Origin of the sequence: Serpens gallinarum (assembly GCF_014836765.1) — a bacterium.
In the GTDB taxonomy this organism is placed as follows: Bacteria; Pseudomonadota; Gammaproteobacteria; order Pseudomonadales; family Pseudomonadaceae; genus Serpens; species Serpens gallinarum.
Window position 1 is genome coordinate 295,270 of sequence record NZ_JACSQG010000003.1, and the last position, 18,564, is coordinate 313,833.

The 18,564-nt window shown below is 59.7% G+C and carries 19 protein-coding genes; 6 read left to right on the plus strand and 13 right to left on the minus strand.

All coding sequences use genetic code 11. From position 1 onward, the window contains the following. Window positions 1-170: 170 nt before the first annotated feature. Genes H9642_RS08840 through sdhC form a run of 4 tightly spaced genes read right to left on the minus strand, consistent with a single transcriptional unit; the run spans window position 171 to window position 3,414 of the window. A complete protein-coding gene (locus H9642_RS08840; RefSeq protein ID WP_251836066.1) occupies window positions 171-890 on the minus strand; it encodes a succinate dehydrogenase iron-sulfur subunit in 720 nt (239 codons plus the stop codon). Window positions 891-901: 11 nt separating this feature from the next. After that, window positions 902-2,674 (minus strand): succinate dehydrogenase flavoprotein subunit, encoded by a 1,773-nt coding sequence (gene sdhA / locus H9642_RS08845; RefSeq protein WP_251836067.1) that lies wholly within the window; start codon window positions 2,672-2,674, stop codon window positions 902-904. A 3-nt stretch (window positions 2,675-2,677) separates the two neighbouring features. Then, window positions 2,678-3,046 carry a succinate dehydrogenase, hydrophobic membrane anchor protein gene (gene sdhD, locus H9642_RS08850; RefSeq protein ID WP_251836068.1) on the minus strand — a complete coding sequence of 123 codons (369 nt, stop codon included), beginning with the start codon at window positions 3,044-3,046 and terminating at the stop codon, window positions 2,678-2,680. Next, window positions 3,040-3,414 (minus strand): succinate dehydrogenase, cytochrome b556 subunit, encoded by a 375-nt coding sequence (gene sdhC, locus H9642_RS08855; RefSeq protein WP_251836069.1) that lies wholly within the window; start codon window positions 3,412-3,414, stop codon window positions 3,040-3,042. Before sdhC ends, sdhD begins: the two co-directional genes overlap by 7 nt. 359 nt (window positions 3,415-3,773) lie before the next feature. Here sdhC and gltA point away from each other — a divergent pair, with 359 nt between their 5' ends. Continuing rightward, a complete protein-coding gene (gene gltA / locus H9642_RS08860; protein WP_251836070.1) occupies window positions 3,774-5,060 on the plus strand; it encodes a citrate synthase in 1,287 nt (428 codons plus the stop codon). A gap of 88 nt (window positions 5,061-5,148) precedes the next feature. On the opposite strand, the gene H9642_RS08865 is transcribed toward gltA, so the two are convergent. The 4 genes from H9642_RS08865 to H9642_RS08880 all read right to left on the minus strand — a co-directional run bounded on the left by H9642_RS08865 (window position 5,149) and on the right by H9642_RS08880 (window position 9,239). Beyond that, the gene (locus H9642_RS08865; protein ID WP_251836071.1) at window positions 5,149-5,757 is read right to left on the minus strand and encodes an START domain-containing protein; all 609 of its coding nucleotides are present in this window, start codon (window positions 5,755-5,757) and stop codon (window positions 5,149-5,151) included. A 61-nt stretch (window positions 5,758-5,818) separates the two neighbouring features. After that, window positions 5,819-6,070: a YkgJ family cysteine cluster protein gene (locus H9642_RS08870; RefSeq protein WP_251836072.1), complete on the minus strand. Its 252-nt coding sequence runs from the start codon at window positions 6,068-6,070 to the stop codon at window positions 5,819-5,821. 90 nt (window positions 6,071-6,160) lie between these two features. Beyond that, window positions 6,161-8,320: a methyl-accepting chemotaxis protein gene (locus H9642_RS08875; RefSeq protein WP_251836073.1), complete on the minus strand. Its 2,160-nt coding sequence runs from the start codon at window positions 8,318-8,320 to the stop codon at window positions 6,161-6,163. A gap of 157 nt (window positions 8,321-8,477) precedes the next feature. Next, window positions 8,478-9,239, minus strand: coding sequence for a spermidine synthase (locus tag H9642_RS08880; RefSeq protein WP_251836074.1), 762 nt, complete (start codon window positions 9,237-9,239; stop codon window positions 8,478-8,480). 370 nt (window positions 9,240-9,609) lie between these two features. On the opposite strand from H9642_RS08880, the gene H9642_RS08885 reads away from it, so the two are divergent. Continuing rightward, window positions 9,610-10,956, plus strand: a complete 1,347-nt coding sequence (locus H9642_RS08885; RefSeq protein ID WP_251836075.1) for a class II 3-deoxy-7-phosphoheptulonate synthase — start codon at window positions 9,610-9,612, stop codon at window positions 10,954-10,956. Window positions 10,957-11,019: 63 nt separating this feature from the next. On the opposite strand, the gene H9642_RS08890 is transcribed toward H9642_RS08885, so the two are convergent. After that, window positions 11,020-11,937, minus strand: coding sequence for a DMT family transporter (locus H9642_RS08890; protein ID WP_251836076.1), 918 nt, complete (start codon window positions 11,935-11,937; stop codon window positions 11,020-11,022). Window positions 11,938-12,063: 126 nt separating this feature from the next. Beyond that, entirely contained in the window at window positions 12,064-12,300 is a 237-nt protein-coding gene (locus H9642_RS08895) for a DUF1127 domain-containing protein (protein WP_337955280.1), read from the minus strand. A gap of 96 nt (window positions 12,301-12,396) precedes the next feature. On the opposite strand from H9642_RS08895, the gene H9642_RS08900 reads away from it, so the two are divergent. Next, a complete protein-coding gene (locus tag H9642_RS08900; RefSeq protein ID WP_251836077.1) occupies window positions 12,397-13,251 on the plus strand; it encodes a LysR substrate-binding domain-containing protein in 855 nt (284 codons plus the stop codon). Between the two features lie 51 nt (window positions 13,252-13,302). On the opposite strand, the gene H9642_RS08905 is transcribed toward H9642_RS08900, so the two are convergent. After that, complete coding sequence (locus tag H9642_RS08905; protein ID WP_251836162.1) at window positions 13,303-14,052, minus strand: sulfite exporter TauE/SafE family protein; 750 nt, start codon at window positions 14,050-14,052, stop codon at window positions 13,303-13,305. A 108-nt stretch (window positions 14,053-14,160) separates the two neighbouring features. On the opposite strand from H9642_RS08905, the gene H9642_RS08910 reads away from it, so the two are divergent. The 3 genes from H9642_RS08910 to H9642_RS08920 all read left to right on the plus strand — a co-directional run bounded on the left by H9642_RS08910 (window position 14,161) and on the right by H9642_RS08920 (window position 16,620). Next, entirely contained in the window at window positions 14,161-15,150 is a 990-nt protein-coding gene (locus tag H9642_RS08910; RefSeq protein WP_251836078.1) for a LysR family transcriptional regulator, read from the plus strand. Between the two features lie 90 nt (window positions 15,151-15,240). Continuing rightward, entirely contained in the window at window positions 15,241-16,173 is a 933-nt protein-coding gene (locus H9642_RS08915) for a DUF808 domain-containing protein (RefSeq protein WP_251836079.1), read from the plus strand. A gap of 33 nt (window positions 16,174-16,206) precedes the next feature. Further along, on the plus strand, window positions 16,207-16,620 hold the full coding sequence (locus H9642_RS08920) for an IrmA family protein (RefSeq protein WP_251836080.1): 414 nt from the start codon (window positions 16,207-16,209) through the stop codon (window positions 16,618-16,620). Between the two features lie 14 nt (window positions 16,621-16,634). Here H9642_RS08920 and H9642_RS08925 read toward each other — a convergent pair whose 3' ends face one another. Next, entirely contained in the window at window positions 16,635-17,351 is a 717-nt protein-coding gene (locus tag H9642_RS08925; RefSeq protein WP_251836081.1) for an ABC transporter ATP-binding protein, read from the minus strand. After that, window positions 17,344-18,564: an ABC transporter permease gene (locus H9642_RS08930; RefSeq protein WP_251836082.1), complete on the minus strand. Its 1,221-nt coding sequence runs from the start codon at window positions 18,562-18,564 to the stop codon at window positions 17,344-17,346. Before H9642_RS08930 ends, H9642_RS08925 begins: the two co-directional genes overlap by 8 nt.

Below are 18,564 nucleotides of genomic sequence, written 5' to 3' on the forward strand. Positions count from 1 at the left end.
CTTCAAGTAAGCCCCACGGGACCCGCGATAGCCGGGTTCTTGCCCGGATGCCCCTGATAATTCAGTACTTTCAAAGGGGTCAAGGCTTTGTGAGCTTCAACCCCGCTTAAAACTACGCTGCCGGGATAAGCCGACAGCGTAGGTGTAACGGGTACAGCGCGCTTTTTGTATCAGGTACCGCTCTGCAGCAACATGTTGCGAATGTGACCGATGGCCTTGGTCGGATTCAGACCCTTTGGGCACACACTCACGCAATTCATGATGCCGCGGCAACGGAAGACACTGAACGGGTCATCCATTGCAGCCAGACGCTCTTCAGTCTTGGTATCCCGGCTATCGGCCAGGAAACGGTAAGCTTGAAGCAAAGCAGCCGGACCCAGGAATTTATCCGGGTTCCACCAGAACGACGGGCAGCTAGTGGAGCAGCACGCGCACAGAATGCACTCGTACAGTCCGTCCAGCTTCTCGCGCTCCGCAGGGGTCTGCAGGCGCTCGATGGCCGGAGCCGGGGTATCGTTCTGCAGATACGGCTGCACCTTCTCGTATTGCTTGTAGAAGATGCTCATATCGACGACCAAGTCACGAATGACCGGCAGACCGGGCAGCGGGCGAATCACCAGCTTGTTGCCCTTCACCACGGCAGACAGCGGAGTGATACAGGCCAGGCCGTTCTTGCCGCTCATGTTCATGCCATCGGAGCCGCAAACGCCTTCACGGCAGGAACGACGGTAGGAGAACCCTTCGTCCTGTTCCTTGATCAGCGCCAGCACGTCAAGGACCATGATGTCCTTGCCGTCGATCTCGACATTGAATTCCTGCATGAACGGAGACGAATCACGTTCTGGGTTGTAGCGATAAACGCTAACTTGCAAAGTCTTGGGCAGCGACATATCCATCACCCTTAATAAGTACGTACTTTCGGCTCGAATGCCGGGACGGTCTTCGGCGCGAAGTTGACGGCACGCTTGGCAACGCGCTTCTCACCCGGGAAGTACAGGGAGTGGCACAGCCAGTTCTGGTCGTCGCGCTCTTCAAAGTCTTCACGAGCGTGAGCGCCACGAGACTCGGTCCGGGTATCGGCTGCGATTGCAGTCGCTTCGGCCACTTCCAGCAGGTTCTGCAGCTCGAGCGCTTCGATGCGCGCGGTGTTGAAGGCCTGGCTCTTGTCATTGATCTTGACGTTGGCGATACGCTCGCGCAGGTCAGACAACTGAGCGATGCCCTTCTTCATGTATTCGCCGGTACGGAATACACCGAAGTAGTTCTGCATGCAGTTCTGCAGTTCTTTACGCAGCGGAGCCACGTCTTCACCGGTGCTGCGCTCGTTGACACCCGCCAGGCGAGCGAGGGAAGCATCGATATCGCTCGAGCTGGCGCCACGCGCGTCGACGCCTTCTTTCAGAGCCTTTTCCAGGTGAATGCCGGCCGCACGACCGAACACCACCAGGTCAAGCAGCGAGTTGCCACCCAGACGGTTGGCACCGTGCACGGAAACGCACGCCACTTCGCCTACGGCGAACAGGCCTTCGACAATCTTGTCGTTGCCATTGGCATCCTGGGTGATTGCCTGACCATGGATATTGGTGGCGACACCACCCATCATGTAGTGACAAGTCGGCACAACCGGAACCGGAGCGACAACCGGGTCGACATGGGCGAAGGTCTTGGACAGCTCGCAGATGCCTGGCAGACGGCTGTGCAGCACTTCTTCGCCGAGGTGATCAAGCTTGAGCATCACGTGATCGCCATCCGGACCGCAACCGTTGCCAGCCAGGATTTCCTTGACCATGGATCGTGCCACGACATCGCGGCCAGCCAGGTCCTTGGCGTTCGGAGCGTAACGCTCCATGAAGCGTTCGCCATGCTTGTTGATCAGGTAACCACCCTCGCCGCGGCAACCTTCGGTCACCAGCACGCCAGCACCGGCAATACCGGTCGGGTGGAACTGCCACATTTCAATGTCCTGCACCGGCACGCCAGCACGCAGCGCCATGCCCACACCGTCACCGGTGTTGATCAGGGCGTTGGTGGTGGAGGCATAAATGCGACCGGCACCGCCAGTGGCGAGAACCACGGCCTTGGAGCGGATATAGACGGTTTCGCCGGTTTCGATGCAGATCGCGATCACACCGACGATGGCACCATCCTGGTTCTTGACCAGATCGACCGCGTACCACTCGTTGAGAAACGAGGTGCCGGCCTTCAGGTTGGCCTGATAAAGCGTGTGCAGCAGGGCGTGACCGGTACGGTCGGCCGCAGCGCAGGTACGGGCGGCCTGGCCACCCTTACCGAAATCCTTGGACTGGCCACCGAACGGACGCTGATAGATGCGGCCCTGCTCGGTACGGGAGAATGGCAGCCCCATGTGCTCGAGCTCGAACACGGCTTCCGGGCCTACGGAACACATGTATTCGATAGCGTCCTGGTCACCGATGTAGTCGGAGCCTTTGACGGTATCGTACATGTGCCAGCGCCAATCGTCGTTCGGGTCGGCCGAAGCGATGGCACAGGTAATGCCACCCTGGGCGGAAACGGTGTGCGAACGAGTCGGGAACACTTTGGTCACGACAGCGGTCTTGTGACCACCTTGCGCCAGCTGGAGCGCGGCACGCATGCCGGCGCCGCCGCCACCAACGATGATGGCGTCATAAGAAAGAGTGCGAATGCTAGACATGAATCAGATACCCCACAGAATCTGCACACCCCAGACGAACAGCACGAACTGAAGCACGCCGCATGCTGCCTGGAAGAAAAAACGCAACACAGTCGCCCAACGACCAAACGCCATCGGGGTCAGGTAGTCAGTCGAGATGGTCCACATGCCAACCCAGGCATGCACGACAATCGCCAACATGGCCAGCAAACTGAAGATGCGCATTGCATTGTGGGAGAACAGAGCGTGCCATTCGGCATAGCCCAGGTTCGGATTGACCAGCAGAAAACCAATCAAAAATACAAAGTATGCCGCCAAAACAACAGCAGAAACACGCTGAGCCATCCAGTCATAGAGGCCCGAACGCGAAAAATTTGTGACGTTGGTTACCATACCCACACCCCAGCCAGGACAATCAACACAACGGACAGGGCAATGACGATTTTGGAACCCGCCTTGCCACCTTCCAGCGTCTCACCGACACCGGCATCCATGAACAGATGGCGCGTACCGGCCACCAAGTGATACAGCAGAGCGGACAGCAGACCCCAGGTCACGAACTTGGCCAGCGGACTGGTCAGACACGCCTTCACCTCTGCGAAGCCTTCCTCGGAAGCCAGGGACTTGTCGAGTGCAAACAGCATCACGGCAAGGCCAAGGAAAAGGATGACTCCAGAGATACGGTGAAGAATGGACGTGTAAGCAGTGACAGGGAGTTTTATTGTCCTAAGGTCTAGGTTTACAGGTCGTTGGCTATTCACGGCTTCTTTTCACACTGAGAGCCCTAAAAAACAGGGCATAGTTGTCGGGAAGTGCACTGGTCAGGTACCAACCCACTGGGAGTGACAACCACCAGAAACACAGGCGCAAAGCCCCTGGCGGCCGGTCGCAGAGTATAGACAGTTAGCCCACTAATAACAACGCAGCCCTCCTCCACCAAGGGCGAATAGCCATCCATTTGCAATTCGCGTAAAAAGCACCCCCACCCAATGGATAAGGAGAAAAATTCCTTCATTCATATGGGGTTGCGCAAATTGACTTTCAAGCTTATCGCTCTATAGTGATGCCGGCCCTGATGGGGGGCCGTCTGATGATTCCAAGCAAAACTAGGAGGCCATTCATGGCTGACAAAAAAGCGCAGTTGATCATCGAGGGCGCTGCCCCCGTAGAACTGCCCGTTCTTACTGGCACCGTAGGCCCTGATGTAATTGACGTCCGTAGCCTGACCTCCACGGGTCGTTTCACCTTTGACCCAGGTTTTATGTCGACCGCCTCTTGTGAGTCGAAAATCACTTATATTGATGGCGACCAGGGCATCCTGCTGCACCGCGGTTATCCGATCGAACAGCTCGCCGAGCAATCCGACTATCTGGAAACCTCCTACCTGCTGCTCAACGGCGAACTGCCGAACGCCGAGCAGAAGGCCAAATTCGTCAACACCATCAAGAACCACACCATCGTTCATGAACAGCTGAAGTCCTTTCTCAATGGCTTCCGTCGTGACGCACACCCGATGGCTGTCATGTGCGGCATTGTTGGTGCGCTCTCTGCCTTCTATCACGACTCGCTGGACATCAATAACCCGCAGCACCGTGAGATCTCCGCGCATCGCCTGATTGCCAAGATGCCGACCATTGCCGCCATGACCTACAAGTACTCGATGGGTCAGCCCATCATGTACCCGCGCAATGATCTGAACTACGCGGAAAACTTCCTGCACATGATGTTCAACACCCCGGCCGAGATCAAGCCAATCAGCCCGGTGTTGGCAAAGGCCATGGATCGCATTTTCATCCTGCATGCGGACCATGAACAAAACGCATCGACTTCCACCGTTCGTCTGGCAGGCTCCACTGGCGCCAACCCGTTTGCCTGTATCGCCGCTGGTATCGCCGCGCTGTGGGGCCCGGCACACGGTGGCGCCAACGAAGCCGTGCTGACCATGCTGGACGAGATCGGCACCGTCGAGAACATCGATAAGTTCCTGGCCAAAGCCAAGGACAAGAATGATCCGTTCAAGCTGATGGGCTTTGGCCACCGCGTGTATAAGAACTTCGACCCGCGCGCAAAGGTCATGAAGCAGACCTGTGACGAAGTACTGGGCGAGCTGGGCATCAACGACCCGCAGCTTGAACTGGCGATGAAGTTGGAAGAAATCGCCCTCAAGGATCCCTACTTCGCCGAGCGCAACCTGTATCCGAACGTTGACTTCTACTCGGGCATCATCCTCAAGGCTATCGGCATCCCGACCAGCATGTTCACCGTGATCTTCGCCATGTCGCGTACCGTTGGCTGGATCTCGCACTGGAAGGAAATGATCGAAAGCGGCCAGAAGATCGGCCGTCCGCGTCAACTGTACACAGGTGCAACACCGCGTGATTTCGCTCCGCTAAACGAGCGCACGTAACACGCACCCATAAAAAAGGCTGCTTCGGCAGCCTTTTTTATGGGCGGAGGTTCATCACGTGCGCCGCCCCAGCCAACGCACGTTGACCTCAGGGCTTTTCAGCCAGGTCGCGCAATCCTTTCAGTGTGTTGAATGGCGCATCAACGACAAAGCTGTTGGCCAGCCAGGACGGAACACTGCCGCCTGGCTCGGTATGCAACTGGTAGGTCACTTGCACCGCATCGTCACCCTTTGGCTCGAGTTTCCACAGCCCATCGACCTTGGCAACACGCACATAACCCTTCTCTTCTGGCAGATAAGAGGGAACGCCCAAGAGATGGCGAACCAGCCCACCGTCAGGGGTCGTTTCGGTACTGACTTCGATAATCGAATCCCGCGGTGTTACCGGCCAAGGCGTATTGAAATAACTGTGAGTCCAGCTTTTCCCACCCTCCTGCTTGATCAATTCCTGCTTCTTGCACTCATGGATCCATGAGCATGAGCCTGCCACATCATCTTGCAGCGCCTTGACCTTGGCCATATCGGCGTTGATGGTCACCACACCACGATAAGCCTTGTACTTCGAGCCCTCGACAGGCGCCAGATACACTTGTATGCCCCCTTCATCCTTCGCCAGTTGCCAATCTTCTGCCTGCACCACTCCCGCAACCAGCAAGGCCAGCCCTATGCACAGAGATAAGGAATGAACGTTTCCCATGTTGTTTTTCCTTCTTCTTGAGTTCATCACCCAGCATAATCGGACTTACGCTACGCCTACGTCATGCAGTTGCTTGTTCCAGCCAGCCCAACAGCTGGATGGCCTCTTCCCGACTGTCACCACAAACCGCTCTGTCCGCCTGAAACGCGGCACACACGGACGGCCGTCCGGGCTGATCGAATATTCCACATAGATTCTCCTCGGTCAGGTGCAGGCATCGCTGGCCAGCGGCTTTGCCATTGGGCATGCCCGGAATGGGCGAACTGATGGAGGGAGCAATACAGCAGGCACCACAACCCGCGCGGCACTTCATGGCTACGGATCTCATCGAGTGTCAAAACAGGGGCGTGATTCTACCCGCCCAATAATTTTCTTTGGAATTCTTCGTTACGGCGCAAGACGCTTACCCAAAGCGAGAGTGGCCGCTCACTCGGAATTGGCCCACCAACTGTTGCAGTTTGCGAGTGGTTTGCCGCACTCGCTCGGCGCTGTCATTCAAGACACCGAGGGTCGACCCCATGTCTGCCGAAGCCTGTTCCACACCCCTGATGGTCTGCCCGTAGTGCAGGCTGCGCTCCTTGAGCTGATGGATGATTTCGAAGATGCGCTCAACAGCAACTTGTAGCTGGGCGGTCTCGGTGGAGGCTGTTTCGTTCAGCGCCAGGCTGTTGTCGACGTTCTGTATGCCCTCATCCATAAAGGCCACGGCCCGTCGGGTTTCAGCCTGCAAGCTGCCGACCATGCGGCCGATTTCTTCCGCAGCCTGGGCCGTTCGCTGCGCCAAGGTACGCACCTCTCCCGCCACCACGGCGAAACCGCGACCATGCTCGCCTGCCCGCGCTGCCTCAATCGCTGCGTTGAGGGCGAGCAAATTTGTTTGCGCGGTGATATCACCGATGATCCCTACGAACTTGTCGATTTCCGCCATACGACTATCGAGCAACCGCACACTCTGCGCCGAATGCTCGACCACGCCGCGGATCGACTGAGTACCCTGGCGCACTCTCTCAAGGCGCTCGCGGGCGCCTACCATCACTTCATCCATGGCCTGTTGCATTTCTTCAGCCGTCATTGACGCCTGCTGGATCTGACCCAGCTGCTCCTCCACCAGCAACAGCAGCTCATGCACCGTTTCGGCAACGTCGCGTGTGGTGTGCCCCGCCTCGCTGCTGCGTGCGAGCATCACATCGTTATCCTGGCGCACGCGGGTAGTGACCTGAATCACCTGACCAACAACTCCATCCAGACTATCGAGGAAACTGTTGATCCAACGCCCCATATCGCCGGTCTCATCGTTGCCTAGACGCGCGGTATCCAGGCGCTGCTTCAAATTGCCCTCGCCTTCAGCCAGGGTCCGGATCAGCTCGGTCATCTCCTGCATTCGGGCTTCCAGCCGACTCGGTCCAAACAGGGCGAAAGCGCCCGCACCCAGTACGACCAGGCCGGCATCGAGCGCATCCAATGCCAGCAAAGACAAGCCGCTGTAATGGTGCAGAGCGCTGCGGATGACAAACAACACGAGTGCCGTGACCAGGTAAACCTTCATCAACCCCGTGCTCAACGAGCGCCTGCGATACACCTCCTCCAGGTCGGCCTCGCACATCATGCCCCAGCGGTCCGGCGAACCCGGCAATTGGAAACTCAGGCCCTTACCGATGACCGGCACATGGCGGTAGTCCGCATACCCCGGATAAGTCACGAACAGATTGCTTCCGTGAGCGATGGTATCCCGCACGCCGGGATGCAACTGACCCGTAGCCGGGTCGGTAAAGCGCAGCTCCAGTTCGGTGTGTCGACGCACTCGCACCAGGCCCCAGGCGGTATGCACACCTGCCTTGAGGTTCTCACCGTGACTGAAGGTGCCGTCTTCGAAGCGCGAACGCGACAAGGCCGTACCGGCAGTGATTTCCGGTGCGAAGACAGACTCCACCATGAACAGATAATTATCGCCAGATTCGGGGAACACATGCCCGGCCTCGCGCTGGATCAAATCGCCCAGCACATCGTTCGGCACCCGCGCGCAGAGGCAGCCAAGCACGCGTCCGGCGACTCGGATCGGCTGATAGAACATCACGGTCACAGCATCGTGAAACGACGACGTGGTCGGCCCGATTCGCTCGGTCAACGGATCACAGTACGGGCCGTGCAAAAAGGGCTGGCGTAGCCCCTGGGCTAACGCTTTGGTGTGACGCACAGACTGACCAACATGCTCCTCCCACGTGGACGCTAGCACACTGCCCTCGCTGTCCACCACGAACAATTCAGCGCAGTCGGGCACATGATTCAGCTTACTCACCAGCGTGGCGCGGTCGATCGCCGGAAAACATACCGCGAGGTTCTCAGCCAGCTCGGTCAACTGCTCCCAGTAACCTTGCGTCCATTGCTGAAGACGCTTGACCCGCACCTGGGCAATGCCTTCAAACGTCTGCTCCAACTGAGGCTGAATACCCCGATTCAACCAACATGACCAGCTCATTGCCAACTTGCCGGTCTTTCCGGTCCAGGGTAGCCAGCCGCGCTCGGCCGGACTCAGGTGTGCCTGTGAATTACGAGAATGGGTCATGCAGATTCCTTACTGCGATAGCAATCACAAAAGGACATAGCAACTACCGGACCAGCCCACTTACACGCACCCAAACAGCAAACACAGGGAACGCTACGCACCAATCAGGTGCACCCAACAAAACCCCGCGCATAGCAATGCGCCATTATGGATCACCTCAACTGGCTGGCCGCAAGGCGTCCAACAACGTGTCCAGGCTGTAACCCAGACGCGGCGCCAATGCTTCAGCACGTGCCCGCAGGCCTTGCATATCCAGCTCCTGATCCAGGTCAGCCGGCACCAGCAACGCCACGTTGCCTTCCTTGACCGGGCATTCCCAATAATGGCGATGGAACAATCCGCGCAACAAGGGTGCGCCCAGCGGTTTGCCGTCATTGGTGGCCCACTGATTGATCACCAGCCAGCCGTCCGGATTCAGCTTGGCCTGGCACGCCTCGAGGAAGGTCCAGGCCAGATGCCCGGCGCCTGGCCCCTGATCGGTGTAGAGGTCGACGAACAGCAAATCGGTGGTTTCCGCGCTTTCCAGCAATTTCAAGGCATCGCCGATTCGAATGGTCAGGCGTGGATCATCATCCAGTCCCAAGTACTCAATGGCCAGGCGCGGCACGTCCGGGCGCAGCTCAATGACCTCGACATCCTCAAGTGGCAGGAATTTCAGGCACGCCTGGGTCAGGTTGCCGGCGCCAAGACCAAGAAACAGCGCTGACTCCGGCGCCGCGTGGCACAGCGCGCCGAGTAACATGGCGCGGGTGTAGTCATATTCCAGCCAGGCTGGATCGGCCGTAAATACGCAGCTTTGCTCGACGGCATCGCCAAATTCGAGAAAGCGATACTCGCCCACCTCCACCACCCGCACCACACCAAAGGCATCATGCACCTCGGCCAGTAGTACTTCTTCGCGCTGATCACTTTCGTTCACGGACGCACCTCCGGATGCCACGGTGTACAACAGCCCACTGTACCGCCCAATCGCCGCGCCACTATGGAAATAGCCTGTGCCCGATGCGCCAGCACCAGAAGAATAGGTTTCATTGACCGCCTGACCTGCTGGATATGTCGTCCGCCGCTGGCGGACCCAAAGACTGCCTATGCTTGCGGAAGCAGGACAGAAACACAATCGGCACAACCCGCCGGAGACCTGTCTGCCTGACTTGATCAGCCGCCAGCCTCGCGTTTGCGTGTGCCGCAAACCACGCTGGCACTGCGCCAATCTGTCAAAGATCAACATCGCCAAAGCCCTGATCGGGTTACCATGCCGCTCTTTCCGATCCGCCACAGCGAGTACCCTGATGTCGCAAGCCTGGAGTCCTGAAAGCTGGAGAACCCGCCCCATCCAGCAGCAACCCGAATACCCCGATGCGGCCCACTTGGCCCAGGTTGAACAAACCCTGGCCAGCTATCCGCCGCTGGTATTTGCTGGTGAAGCCCGTGAACTGCGCCGTCAGTTCGCCGAAGTCACCCAAGGCCGGGCCTTTCTGCTCCAGGGCGGCGATTGCGCGGAAAGCTTTGCGGAATTTTCTGCTGCGAAGATTCGCGACACCTTCAAGGTCTTGCTGCAAATGGCGATCGTCATGACCTTCGCCGCCGGCTGCCCGGTAGTGAAGGTCGGACGCATGGCCGGCCAGTTCGCCAAACCGCGTTCTTCCGGCAGCGAAACCATCGGCGATGTCACCCTGCCCGCCTACCGTGGCGATATCGTCAACGGTATAGGCTTTGACGAGACAAGCCGCGTACCCGACCCCGAGCGGCTGCTGCAGGCCTATCACCAGTCCACTGCCAGCCTCAACCTGCTACGTGCCTTCGCCCAGGGCGGCTTTGCCGATGTGCACCAAGTGCATCAATGGAACCTGGATTTCATCGCCAATTCGGCCCTGGCTGAGAAATACCAGCAGTTGGCCGGCCGCTTGGATGAAACCCTGGCCTTCATGCGCGCCTGCGGCTTGGACGGCGCACCGCAGCTGCGTGAGGCCAGTTTCTTCACCGCCCATGAGGCGTTACTGCTCAACTACGAGCAAGCCTTCGTGCGCCAGGATAGCCTCACCGGCAACTGGTACGACTGCTCGGCGCATATGTTGTGGATCGGCGATCGCACCCGCCAATTGGACGGCGCCCATGTAGAATTCCTGCGCGGCGTCGGCAACCCGATCGGCGTCAAGGTCGGCCCGAGCATGGACCCAGACGAGCTGATTCGCCTGATCGACATCCTCAATCCGGACAACGACCCCGGCCGCCTCAACCTGATTGCGCGCATGGGCGCAGGCAATGTGGAGCAGCACCTGCCCGCGCTGATCCGCGCCGTACAGCGGGAGGGCAAACAGGTGCTGTGGAGCTCCGACCCTATGCACGGCAACACCATGAAGGCGTCCAGCGGCTACAAGACCCGCGACTTCGCAAGAATTCTCACCGAAGTGCAGCAATTCTTCGCTGTGCATCACGCTGAAGGGACCTATGCCGGTGGCATCCACATCGAAATGACCGGCCAGAACGTCACCGAATGCATCGGCGGCAGCCGACCGATCACCGAGGCGGGCTTGTCGGACCGTTATCACACCCACTGCGACCCGCGCATGAATGCCGACCAATCCCTGGAACTGGCCTTTATGATTGCCGAAAACCTCAAGCAGATTCGCCGCTAGCCTTTTGCGAGACTGGGTGGGATCTCTCCATCCAGTCGTGTCGGCGGCATAGCCCAGTAACCGTCAAGCGAACCGCTTACGCAACCAGGCACCACTGCTCACCAGGCTGATGCCCAGCAGCACCAAGACCGCCCCGCCCAAAAAGCTGATGCTCAACGGCTCGTCCAGCACCAGCACGCCAAAGCCCACCCCGAACAGCGGCGTCATGAACGAGAAAACCGCCAGGTTGGACGCTAAATAGCGGCGCATCAGCCAGAACCAGGCGAAGTAACTGAAGAACGACACCACCACGCCCTGGAACAGCACGCTGGCAATCGCCACCGGGGTTATCCGTGTGGAAGTGATTTCACCCAACGCGATGGCAATCCCAGCCAATAGCACGGCAGCCACGGCCAACTGATAGAACAAGGTCAGCGCCGGCGGTGCTTCAGACAGCCGAGAACTGCGCACCACGACGGTGGTCAGTCCCCAGGACAGCCCCGCCAACAGCCCCAGACCATCGCCGAGCAGCATGTGGCGGTCGAGAGTCGTGCTGAGCACGCTGCCGCCGAACGCAAGACAGATACCGATGAAGCACACGCCAATGCCCAGCCATTGCAGCGGCAGCAGCCGTTCGCTGGGCAACAGCAGGTGCAGTGCCAGGGCGGAAAAGATCGGTGCCGTATAGAGAAACACCGCCATGTGCGAGGCGGAGGTGTAGCGCAACCCCAGGGCAATGAACAAAAACTCCAGGGCAAACAGCACACCGGCCAACAGTCCGGCGCCCAGATTGTCCCGGCCCATGGCGCTCCAACCGCCCCGCCAGAGCATCAGCAAGGCGACCAGAAAAGCTGCGATGCCCGAGCGCAGGGTCGCCTGCAGTACGGGCGCCACATCGGCGGCCGCCAGTTTGATCGCCACCTGCTGGAAACCCCAGATCACGCACAAACCCAGCATCACCTGGAACAAAAAACCATCCGCACTTTTCCGGCTGCCGGTCATGGCTGAGCCTCGAGACCATCTGGGCAAGAACACATCAACACATCACATTCCATCAATCCGAGCATCAAAAAACGGAGCCCCGCCAGGCAGGGCTCCGTCACTGTTTTCGCTGACCACGTGCGTGGCTCAATGTTTCAGCGGATCATCCCAGAATGGCCGCTGGCTCTCCACTTCGATATCCGCGCGGCTTACGCCGATGTCCTTGAGGGTGGCATCGCTGAGCGCTGCCAGTTGTTGCCGTTGGCGGTACAGCTGATGCCAGCGGCGCAGCTGCCGGGCCGCTCCGGACGCCAGCGCCGACAGTGAGGCACCGCTGTTGCGCCGCATGTCGATGACGTGGATATAACCTTTTTGACCTTTCATCTGTCTGCCCTCCGAGTGGGTTGGCGACAGTTTCTCGCCGGGCCTAAGATCAATCCAACGAATGTTTCTTATGCTATCCATCTGGAGGATTGATCAATGGCCACCTACCCCGGCATCGATACCGAATTGCTGCGCAGCTTCGTCGCCATCGCCGACCACGGTGGCTTCACCCGCGCGGCGGATGTGGTCAATCGCACGCAATCAGCCATCAGCATGCAGATGAAGCGCCTGGAAGACGACGTGCTGGAACGCCAGCTGTTCGAGCGCGACGGTCGTCAGGTTCGGCTTACCGCCGAAGGCCAGGTACTGCTCGGCTACGCGCGGCGCATCCTCAAGCTGCAGGGTGAAGTGATCACCACCCTGCGCCAGCCGCATATGGTCGGCGCGGTACGCATCGGCACCCCTGACGATTATGTGATGCGTTTTTTACCCGGCATCCTGTCGCGCTTTGCCCAGGCCTACCCGCTGGTCCAGGTAGAAGTGCATTGCGAGTCATCTACCCAGTTGCTGCAACGCCAGGACTTGGACTTAACCATCGTCACCCGCAAGCCAGGCGATGAAATCGGACAACTGTTGCGTCAGGACCCTTTGCTCTGGCTCGAGGCGCCCGGCTTCGATGTGCATGAACAGCGGCCGCTTCCCCTGGCGATGTTCAATAACGACTGCTTCTGCCGCGCCTGGACCTGCAACGCGCTGGACGCCCAGGAAATCGATTACCGAGTTGCCTATACCAGCCCCAGCCTCTCGGCGATCATGGCCGTGGTCAGCGCCGGCCTCGCCGTAACCGCCCAGATGCAGAGCGTGATCCCTCCGGATTTGCGCGTTCTCGGCGAAGCCGATGGCTTGCCGAAATTACCGCAAAGCAGCATTGTGCTGCTGCGCAACCCGCACAACGTCTCGCCAGTCAGCGAGACCTTGGCCGAGCATATCGTCGAGGGGTTCCGGCTTTGATCTGAGCAAAAAAACCTGGCATGGCGTGTTAAGCGCCATGCCGGATGGGATTCAGGCCTTGAGACCCAAGCCCACCGCGCAAATCACCAGGAAACCGCAGAACAGCAGTTTCAATTTGCGCTCGGGCAAGCCATAGGCCAGCTTCACGCCCCAGCTGATGCTGAGCAGTCCGCCGATGGCCAACGGTATGCCCATGAGCCAGTCGACCTGGCCGTGCAGGCTGTAGCTGACCAGGGTCACTGACGTGCTCGGAATAGCCAATGCCAAGGACAGCCCCTGGGCCATCACCTGGGTGGTGCCGAACACGCTGGTCAGCACCGGTGTCGCCACCACAGCTCCACCCACGCCCAGCAACCCTCCGGCCGCGCCGGCCACCGCACCCAGTGGCGCCAGCCAGGGCCAGGGATAACGCAAGGTAGTGCTGCCCGCCTGAGGACGGAAATAAATCCGCGTGAAGTTGTAGGCCGCCAGCAGGATCAGAAACACCACGAATGCCTTGCGCATGAAACCGGGATCCTGGGTCACCGCCCATTTGGCCCCGATCACTGCGAAGAAGAAACTGGTGATCCCCAAGGTCAACGCATAGCGCAGGTTAATGCGGTTACGCTGGTTGTAACGCCACACCGCCAACAGCACGTTGGGCACCACCATCACCAGCGCCGTGCCTTGGGCCATCTGCTGATCCAGCCCGAACAGCACACCCAGCGCCGGGATGGCAATCAACCCGCCACCAATGCCGAACAACCCACCCACCGTACCAAGCAACAGACCAAGAACCAGATTGATGAGCAGATCGAGCAAATTCATGAAGACTCCTTTAAATCAGGCCGCCATGCTAGCCAGCGGCCGCTATTCTGGAAACGTGCTATCGCGCACAATGGCTTTGCGTTTTTTGCATAAGCGATAGCCATGAATCCCGATCAGCTCACCAACCAACTGACCCTGTTTCTTGATGTCCTGGAATGCGGCAGTTTTTCTGCCGCCGCTCGCCGTCATCCGCTGACCCCTTCTGCCGTAGCCCGGCGCATCGACTCGCTGGAAAAGTCCCTCGGCAGCAGTCTGTTCCTGCGCAGCACCCACGCAATCCGGGTGACACCGGCCGGCCTAGCTTTTGCGCAGCGGGCACAACGCATTCTCAGTGAACTGCACCAGGCACGTGCAGAGGCCGTCTCATTGAGCAGTGTTCCGGAAGGTCAGATTCGCATCGATGCCCCGGCCCCCTTCGGACGCCGTCGCCTGGCCCCAGTCATCGCCGAGTTTCTGCAGCTGTACCCGGGCCTCGATGTACAGCTGCGCCTGATCGACAGCTTTGTCGATCTGCGCGGCGACCACTTGGGCGAGGTTGATCTGGTGCTACGCATCGGCCCGGTGGCCGACACCCGCCTGATTGCCACACCCCTTGCACCGCTGATCCGCGTGGTCTGCGCCAGCCCGGCCTATCTGGAACGTCGCGGAATTCCCAGCCACCCCAGCGAGTTGCTGGAGCATGATGGTCTCGACTGGGACGGCCTGACGCCACAGTACGCCTGGCGCTTTATGGTGGATGAACAATTGCAGCAATTCCGACCTCGCCGTCAGCGCATGAGCACCAACAATGCCGAAACCCTGGTATATGGCGCCCTCGCCGGCCTGGGTATCGCCCACCTGCCGACCTGGCTGGTCAGTGAGCACCTACTGCGCGGCGAACTGGTGCCTGTGCTCTGCCCGGATGGTCTGCCGGCCCCAGAACCCAGCAGCATCTATGCCCTCAACCTCAACCGGGAAACCCACTCACGCACCCGATTGTTGCTGGGTTTCATGCGCGAGCGTTTTGGTGAGCTTCCGCCCTGGGACCAGGCACTGCGTGCCCGCCTGCAGCCGGCAGGGGCAACCTCGACTACCCATCAGACAGAGGAGTAGCAATGGACGGGCACCGCTCGTCGCCGGTGATTCATACGCCCTGGCAATCGCTACGCTGTAGGTATCGACCTTCCCATCAAGGACATTCCCTTGGCCGGATCCAGTCTGCTCGCGCTAATCGACGACATCGCCACCCTCCTCGACGACGTGTCGGTAATGACCAAGGTGGCCGCGAAGAAAACCGCCGGGGTCCTCGGGGACGACCTTGCCCTCAATGCCCAACAGGTCAGCGGGGTCAATGCCGAGCGCGAACTGCCCGTCGTCTGGGCGGTGTGCAAGGGCTCGCTACTCAACAAGGTCATTCTGGTCCCCGCCGCGCTCCTGATCAGTTTCTTCCTTCCTTGGGCGATCACCCCGCTGCTGATGATCGGCGGTGCGTTCCTATGTTACGAAGGCTTTGAAAAAATCGCTCACAAGCTATTGCACAGCCCCACAGAGGAGGCCACCGAACGCCAACAGCGAATCGAGGCCATCGCCGACCCCGCCGTCGACATGCGCACGTTTGAACGCGACAAGATCAAAGGTGCAGTGCGTACCGACTTCATCCTGTCAGCGGAAATTATCGCCATCACCCTGGGGGCCGTTGCCGGGGCGCCCTTCGTGCAGCAAGTCATAGTGCTGTGCGGCATTGCCCTGGTCATAACGGTCGGGGTTTACGGGCTGGTGGCCGGCATCGTCAAGCTGGATGACCTGGGCCTGCTGCTCACCCAGAAAACCTCTCAACTTACCCAGTCCATCGGGCGCGGCATTGTTGCGACGGCGCCATATCTGATGAAAACCCTGTCTATCGTCGGCACCGCAGCCATGTTCATGGTCGGCGGCTCGATCCTGGTGCATGGCCTGGCGCCCGTGCATCACGTCATTCAGCACAGCGCTGAGTTGGCTGGCAACCTACCGGCTGGCGGTCTTGTTTCGATCCTCACCCCGACGCTGCTCAGTGCGCTGTTCGGGATTCTCGCCGGCGGTGTGGTGGTCGCCGCCGTCATGCTGTTTAAGCGCTTGCGCACCGTGGTCGCCTTGTGACGGTATCGTCATTCTGGAATTGAATACCCACGCATGAAACAGCTTCTTGTCTCCCTGTTCTGCATAACCGGTGCACTGCTCAGCGCACCGCTTCACGCCCTTGAGGTGTGGCACTCCAACACGGTGTGGGCCGGTCAGGGCCAATGCGCCGCGGTGTTCTCCTTCGACAGCGATCTGCAAGACGTCAGTGAGTTGCGCCTCAGCGTGTCCGGACTCAACCCGGCCGGGGAAACCATCCTCAGCGGTGAATTGGAGATTGATCAGTTCGGTCAATCCTCGGCCGATCGTTACGCTGAAGCCTACCTGGAAGGCGAAGCGCTGTGCGGTAGCGACCTGGTCATTCAGGTCGAACAGGCCACCGCGCTCCTGAATGGCAAGCCCACCGATCTACTGACGACCGATACGCTCAGGGTGCTGGACTTCAAACCGCTGAAAATTCAGCTCTGACAGGCAGTTGCCCTTCAGGGCTGATTGAAGGCTTCACCACTGTCGCTGACGATTCGTCCATCCACCAGCTCGATGCTGCGCCGGCAACTGCTGGACAAGCGTGGGTCATGGGTAACGACCAGCACCGCGCAGCCGTATTCGCGGTTGATACGGCGAAACAGCTCGAAAACGCTTTCCGCCGTCCGGGTATCCAGGTTGCCGGTGGGTTCGTCGGCCAGCAGCAAGGCCGGGCGCGTCACCAGAGCACGAGCAATGGCCACGCGCTGTTGCTGTCCACCGGACAGCTGGTTGGCTTTCTGGCCGGCGAAATCCGCCAACCCCACCTCGGCCAGCAGGCCGCGTGCCAATTCGATGTCCTCCGCGGTCGGTTTGCCATGGCGGATCATCAGCGGCATCAGCACATTGTCGAGCACGCTGAACGCCGAGATCAGGTGGTGAAACTGAAACACGAAGCCAATGGCTTCGTTGCGCAGGCGGGTGCGGGCTTCGTCGTTCATGTCGCGGGTCGGTCGACCGAGCAGGTACAGCTCGCCGTCCGTGGGTGAATCCAGCAGGCCGATGACATTGAGCAAGGTGCTTTTGCCCGAGCCGCTGGGCCCGATCAGCGCTGTCAATTCGCCTCGTTGCAGGCGCAGGTCCAGACCGTGCAGCACTTCTAATTCCAGCGGTGTGCCGGGGTTATATGCCTTGCGCAGCCCCGTCAGGCGCAAGACGTCTTCGGGATCAGACATAGCGGATCGCCACCGCCGGATCATAACGTGCGGCGCGCCGTGCAGGCGCCGCGGCGGCCAGCACGCCGGTCACCGTGGCCACCGCCATGGCGATCGGCACCAGGCTCGCGTCGACATTGATGATGAACAGCTTGGGGCCGAAAATATTGAACACCTGAATCAGCGACCAGCCGACCAGCCCGCCAAACCCCGAACCCACCAAGCCGAGCAGGCCGCCCTGCACCAGAAACACCCGCAGGATCTGCCGACGGGGGCTGCCCATGGCACGCAGAATGCCGATTTCACGGGTGCGCTGCACCACGCTGACCGCCAGCACACTGGCAATCCCGAAGGCCACCGACAGGCCGACAAAGAGACGGATCATCTGCGTGGTCATGCTTTGCGAGCGCAGCGCATTGAGCAACTGGCCGTTGGTGGCCATCCAGCTTTCCGCCTGCAAACCCGTGAGTCGCGCCAGGCGCTCGGCAATGACCTGCGCCTGGAAAATCTCTCGCACGGTAGTGTCGATGACCGTCACACCGCCAGGCAAATCGAGCAGGCTCTGGGCTTGCTTCAGGTCGAGATAGACATAGCGCGAGTCCAGTTCTCGCACACCCAGTTCAAAGATCCCGGTCACCATCACAATGGCCTCGCGACCCTCCCCGGCATCCAGGCGCAGCTTGTCACCGATACCCAGCCCCAGGTCCTTGGCCAACTCACTGCCCACCACGGCATTACCGGCGCTGACGTCGAAGCGCCCGGCGATCAGGTCATGGCTGACGGGAATGATCTTTTCGTAGCGTTCCGGCTCGATTCCCAGCAGCGCCACCGACATACGCGCCACGCCGCGTCGAGCCATGGCCGGGCCGCTGACCAGCGGCGACACAGCGAGCAGTTGCGGCTGCTCGTCGAGAGCATCACGCACATCCTGCCAATTGCTGATGGAGCGCAAACGCTGCGCGCGAGGACTTTCCAGCACCAAGGCAACCGTGCCCGGCGGGACGGGCACAACGCGGTTCACCTCATCGGGTGGCAACATACGGATATGCGCCTGGGTACCCAGGGTGCGTTCGACAATATTTGCCTGCAGGCCGGTAATCAGCGCCGTGATAAAGACGATCACCGCCGAGCCTACGGTAATGCCGACGATGATCAGCAGCGTCTGCATGCGGTTGTCGGCCAGAAAGCGCAGCGCAATCTTCCATTCGAACCACAGGGCGTCGATCAAATTCAT

Excerpts from the sequence above, each read along its gene's own strand:
- H9642_RS08930 (WP_251836082.1), bottom strand. The coding sequence starts at position 18,564 with ATGAATTTGATCGACGCCCTGTGGTTCGAATGGAAGATTGCGCTGCGC.
- sdhD (WP_251836068.1), bottom strand. The coding sequence starts at position 3,046 with ATGGTAACCAACGTCACAAATTTTTCGCGTTCGGGCCTCTATGACTGG.
- H9642_RS08920 (WP_251836080.1), top strand. The coding sequence starts at position 16,207 with ATGAAACAGCTTCTTGTCTCCCTGTTCTGCATAACCGGTGCACTGCTC.
- H9642_RS08875 (WP_251836073.1), bottom strand. The coding sequence starts at position 8,320 with ATGACCCATTCTCGTAATTCACAGGCACACCTGAGTCCGGCCGAGCGC.
- H9642_RS08925 (WP_251836081.1), bottom strand. The coding sequence starts at position 17,351 with ATGTCTGATCCCGAAGACGTCTTGCGCCTGACGGGGCTGCGCAAGGCA.
- H9642_RS08900 (WP_251836077.1), top strand. The coding sequence starts at position 12,397 with ATGGCCACCTACCCCGGCATCGATACCGAATTGCTGCGCAGCTTCGTC.
- H9642_RS08895 (WP_337955280.1), bottom strand. The coding sequence starts at position 12,300 with ATGAAAGGTCAAAAAGGTTATATCCACGTCATCGACATGCGGCGCAAC.
- H9642_RS08885 (WP_251836075.1), top strand. The coding sequence starts at position 9,610 with ATGTCGCAAGCCTGGAGTCCTGAAAGCTGGAGAACCCGCCCCATCCAG.
- H9642_RS08870 (WP_251836072.1), bottom strand. The coding sequence starts at position 6,070 with ATGAAGTGCCGCGCGGGTTGTGGTGCCTGCTGTATTGCTCCCTCCATC.
- H9642_RS08890 (WP_251836076.1), bottom strand. The coding sequence starts at position 11,937 with ATGACCGGCAGCCGGAAAAGTGCGGATGGTTTTTTGTTCCAGGTGATG.
- gltA (WP_251836070.1), top strand. The coding sequence starts at position 3,774 with ATGGCTGACAAAAAAGCGCAGTTGATCATCGAGGGCGCTGCCCCCGTA.
- H9642_RS08865 (WP_251836071.1), bottom strand. The coding sequence starts at position 5,757 with ATGGGAAACGTTCATTCCTTATCTCTGTGCATAGGGCTGGCCTTGCTG.
- H9642_RS08910 (WP_251836078.1), top strand. The coding sequence starts at position 14,161 with ATGAATCCCGATCAGCTCACCAACCAACTGACCCTGTTTCTTGATGTC.
- sdhA (WP_251836067.1), bottom strand. The coding sequence starts at position 2,674 with ATGTCTAGCATTCGCACTCTTTCTTATGACGCCATCATCGTTGGTGGC.
- H9642_RS08840 (WP_251836066.1), bottom strand. The coding sequence starts at position 890 with ATGTCGCTGCCCAAGACTTTGCAAGTTAGCGTTTATCGCTACAACCCA.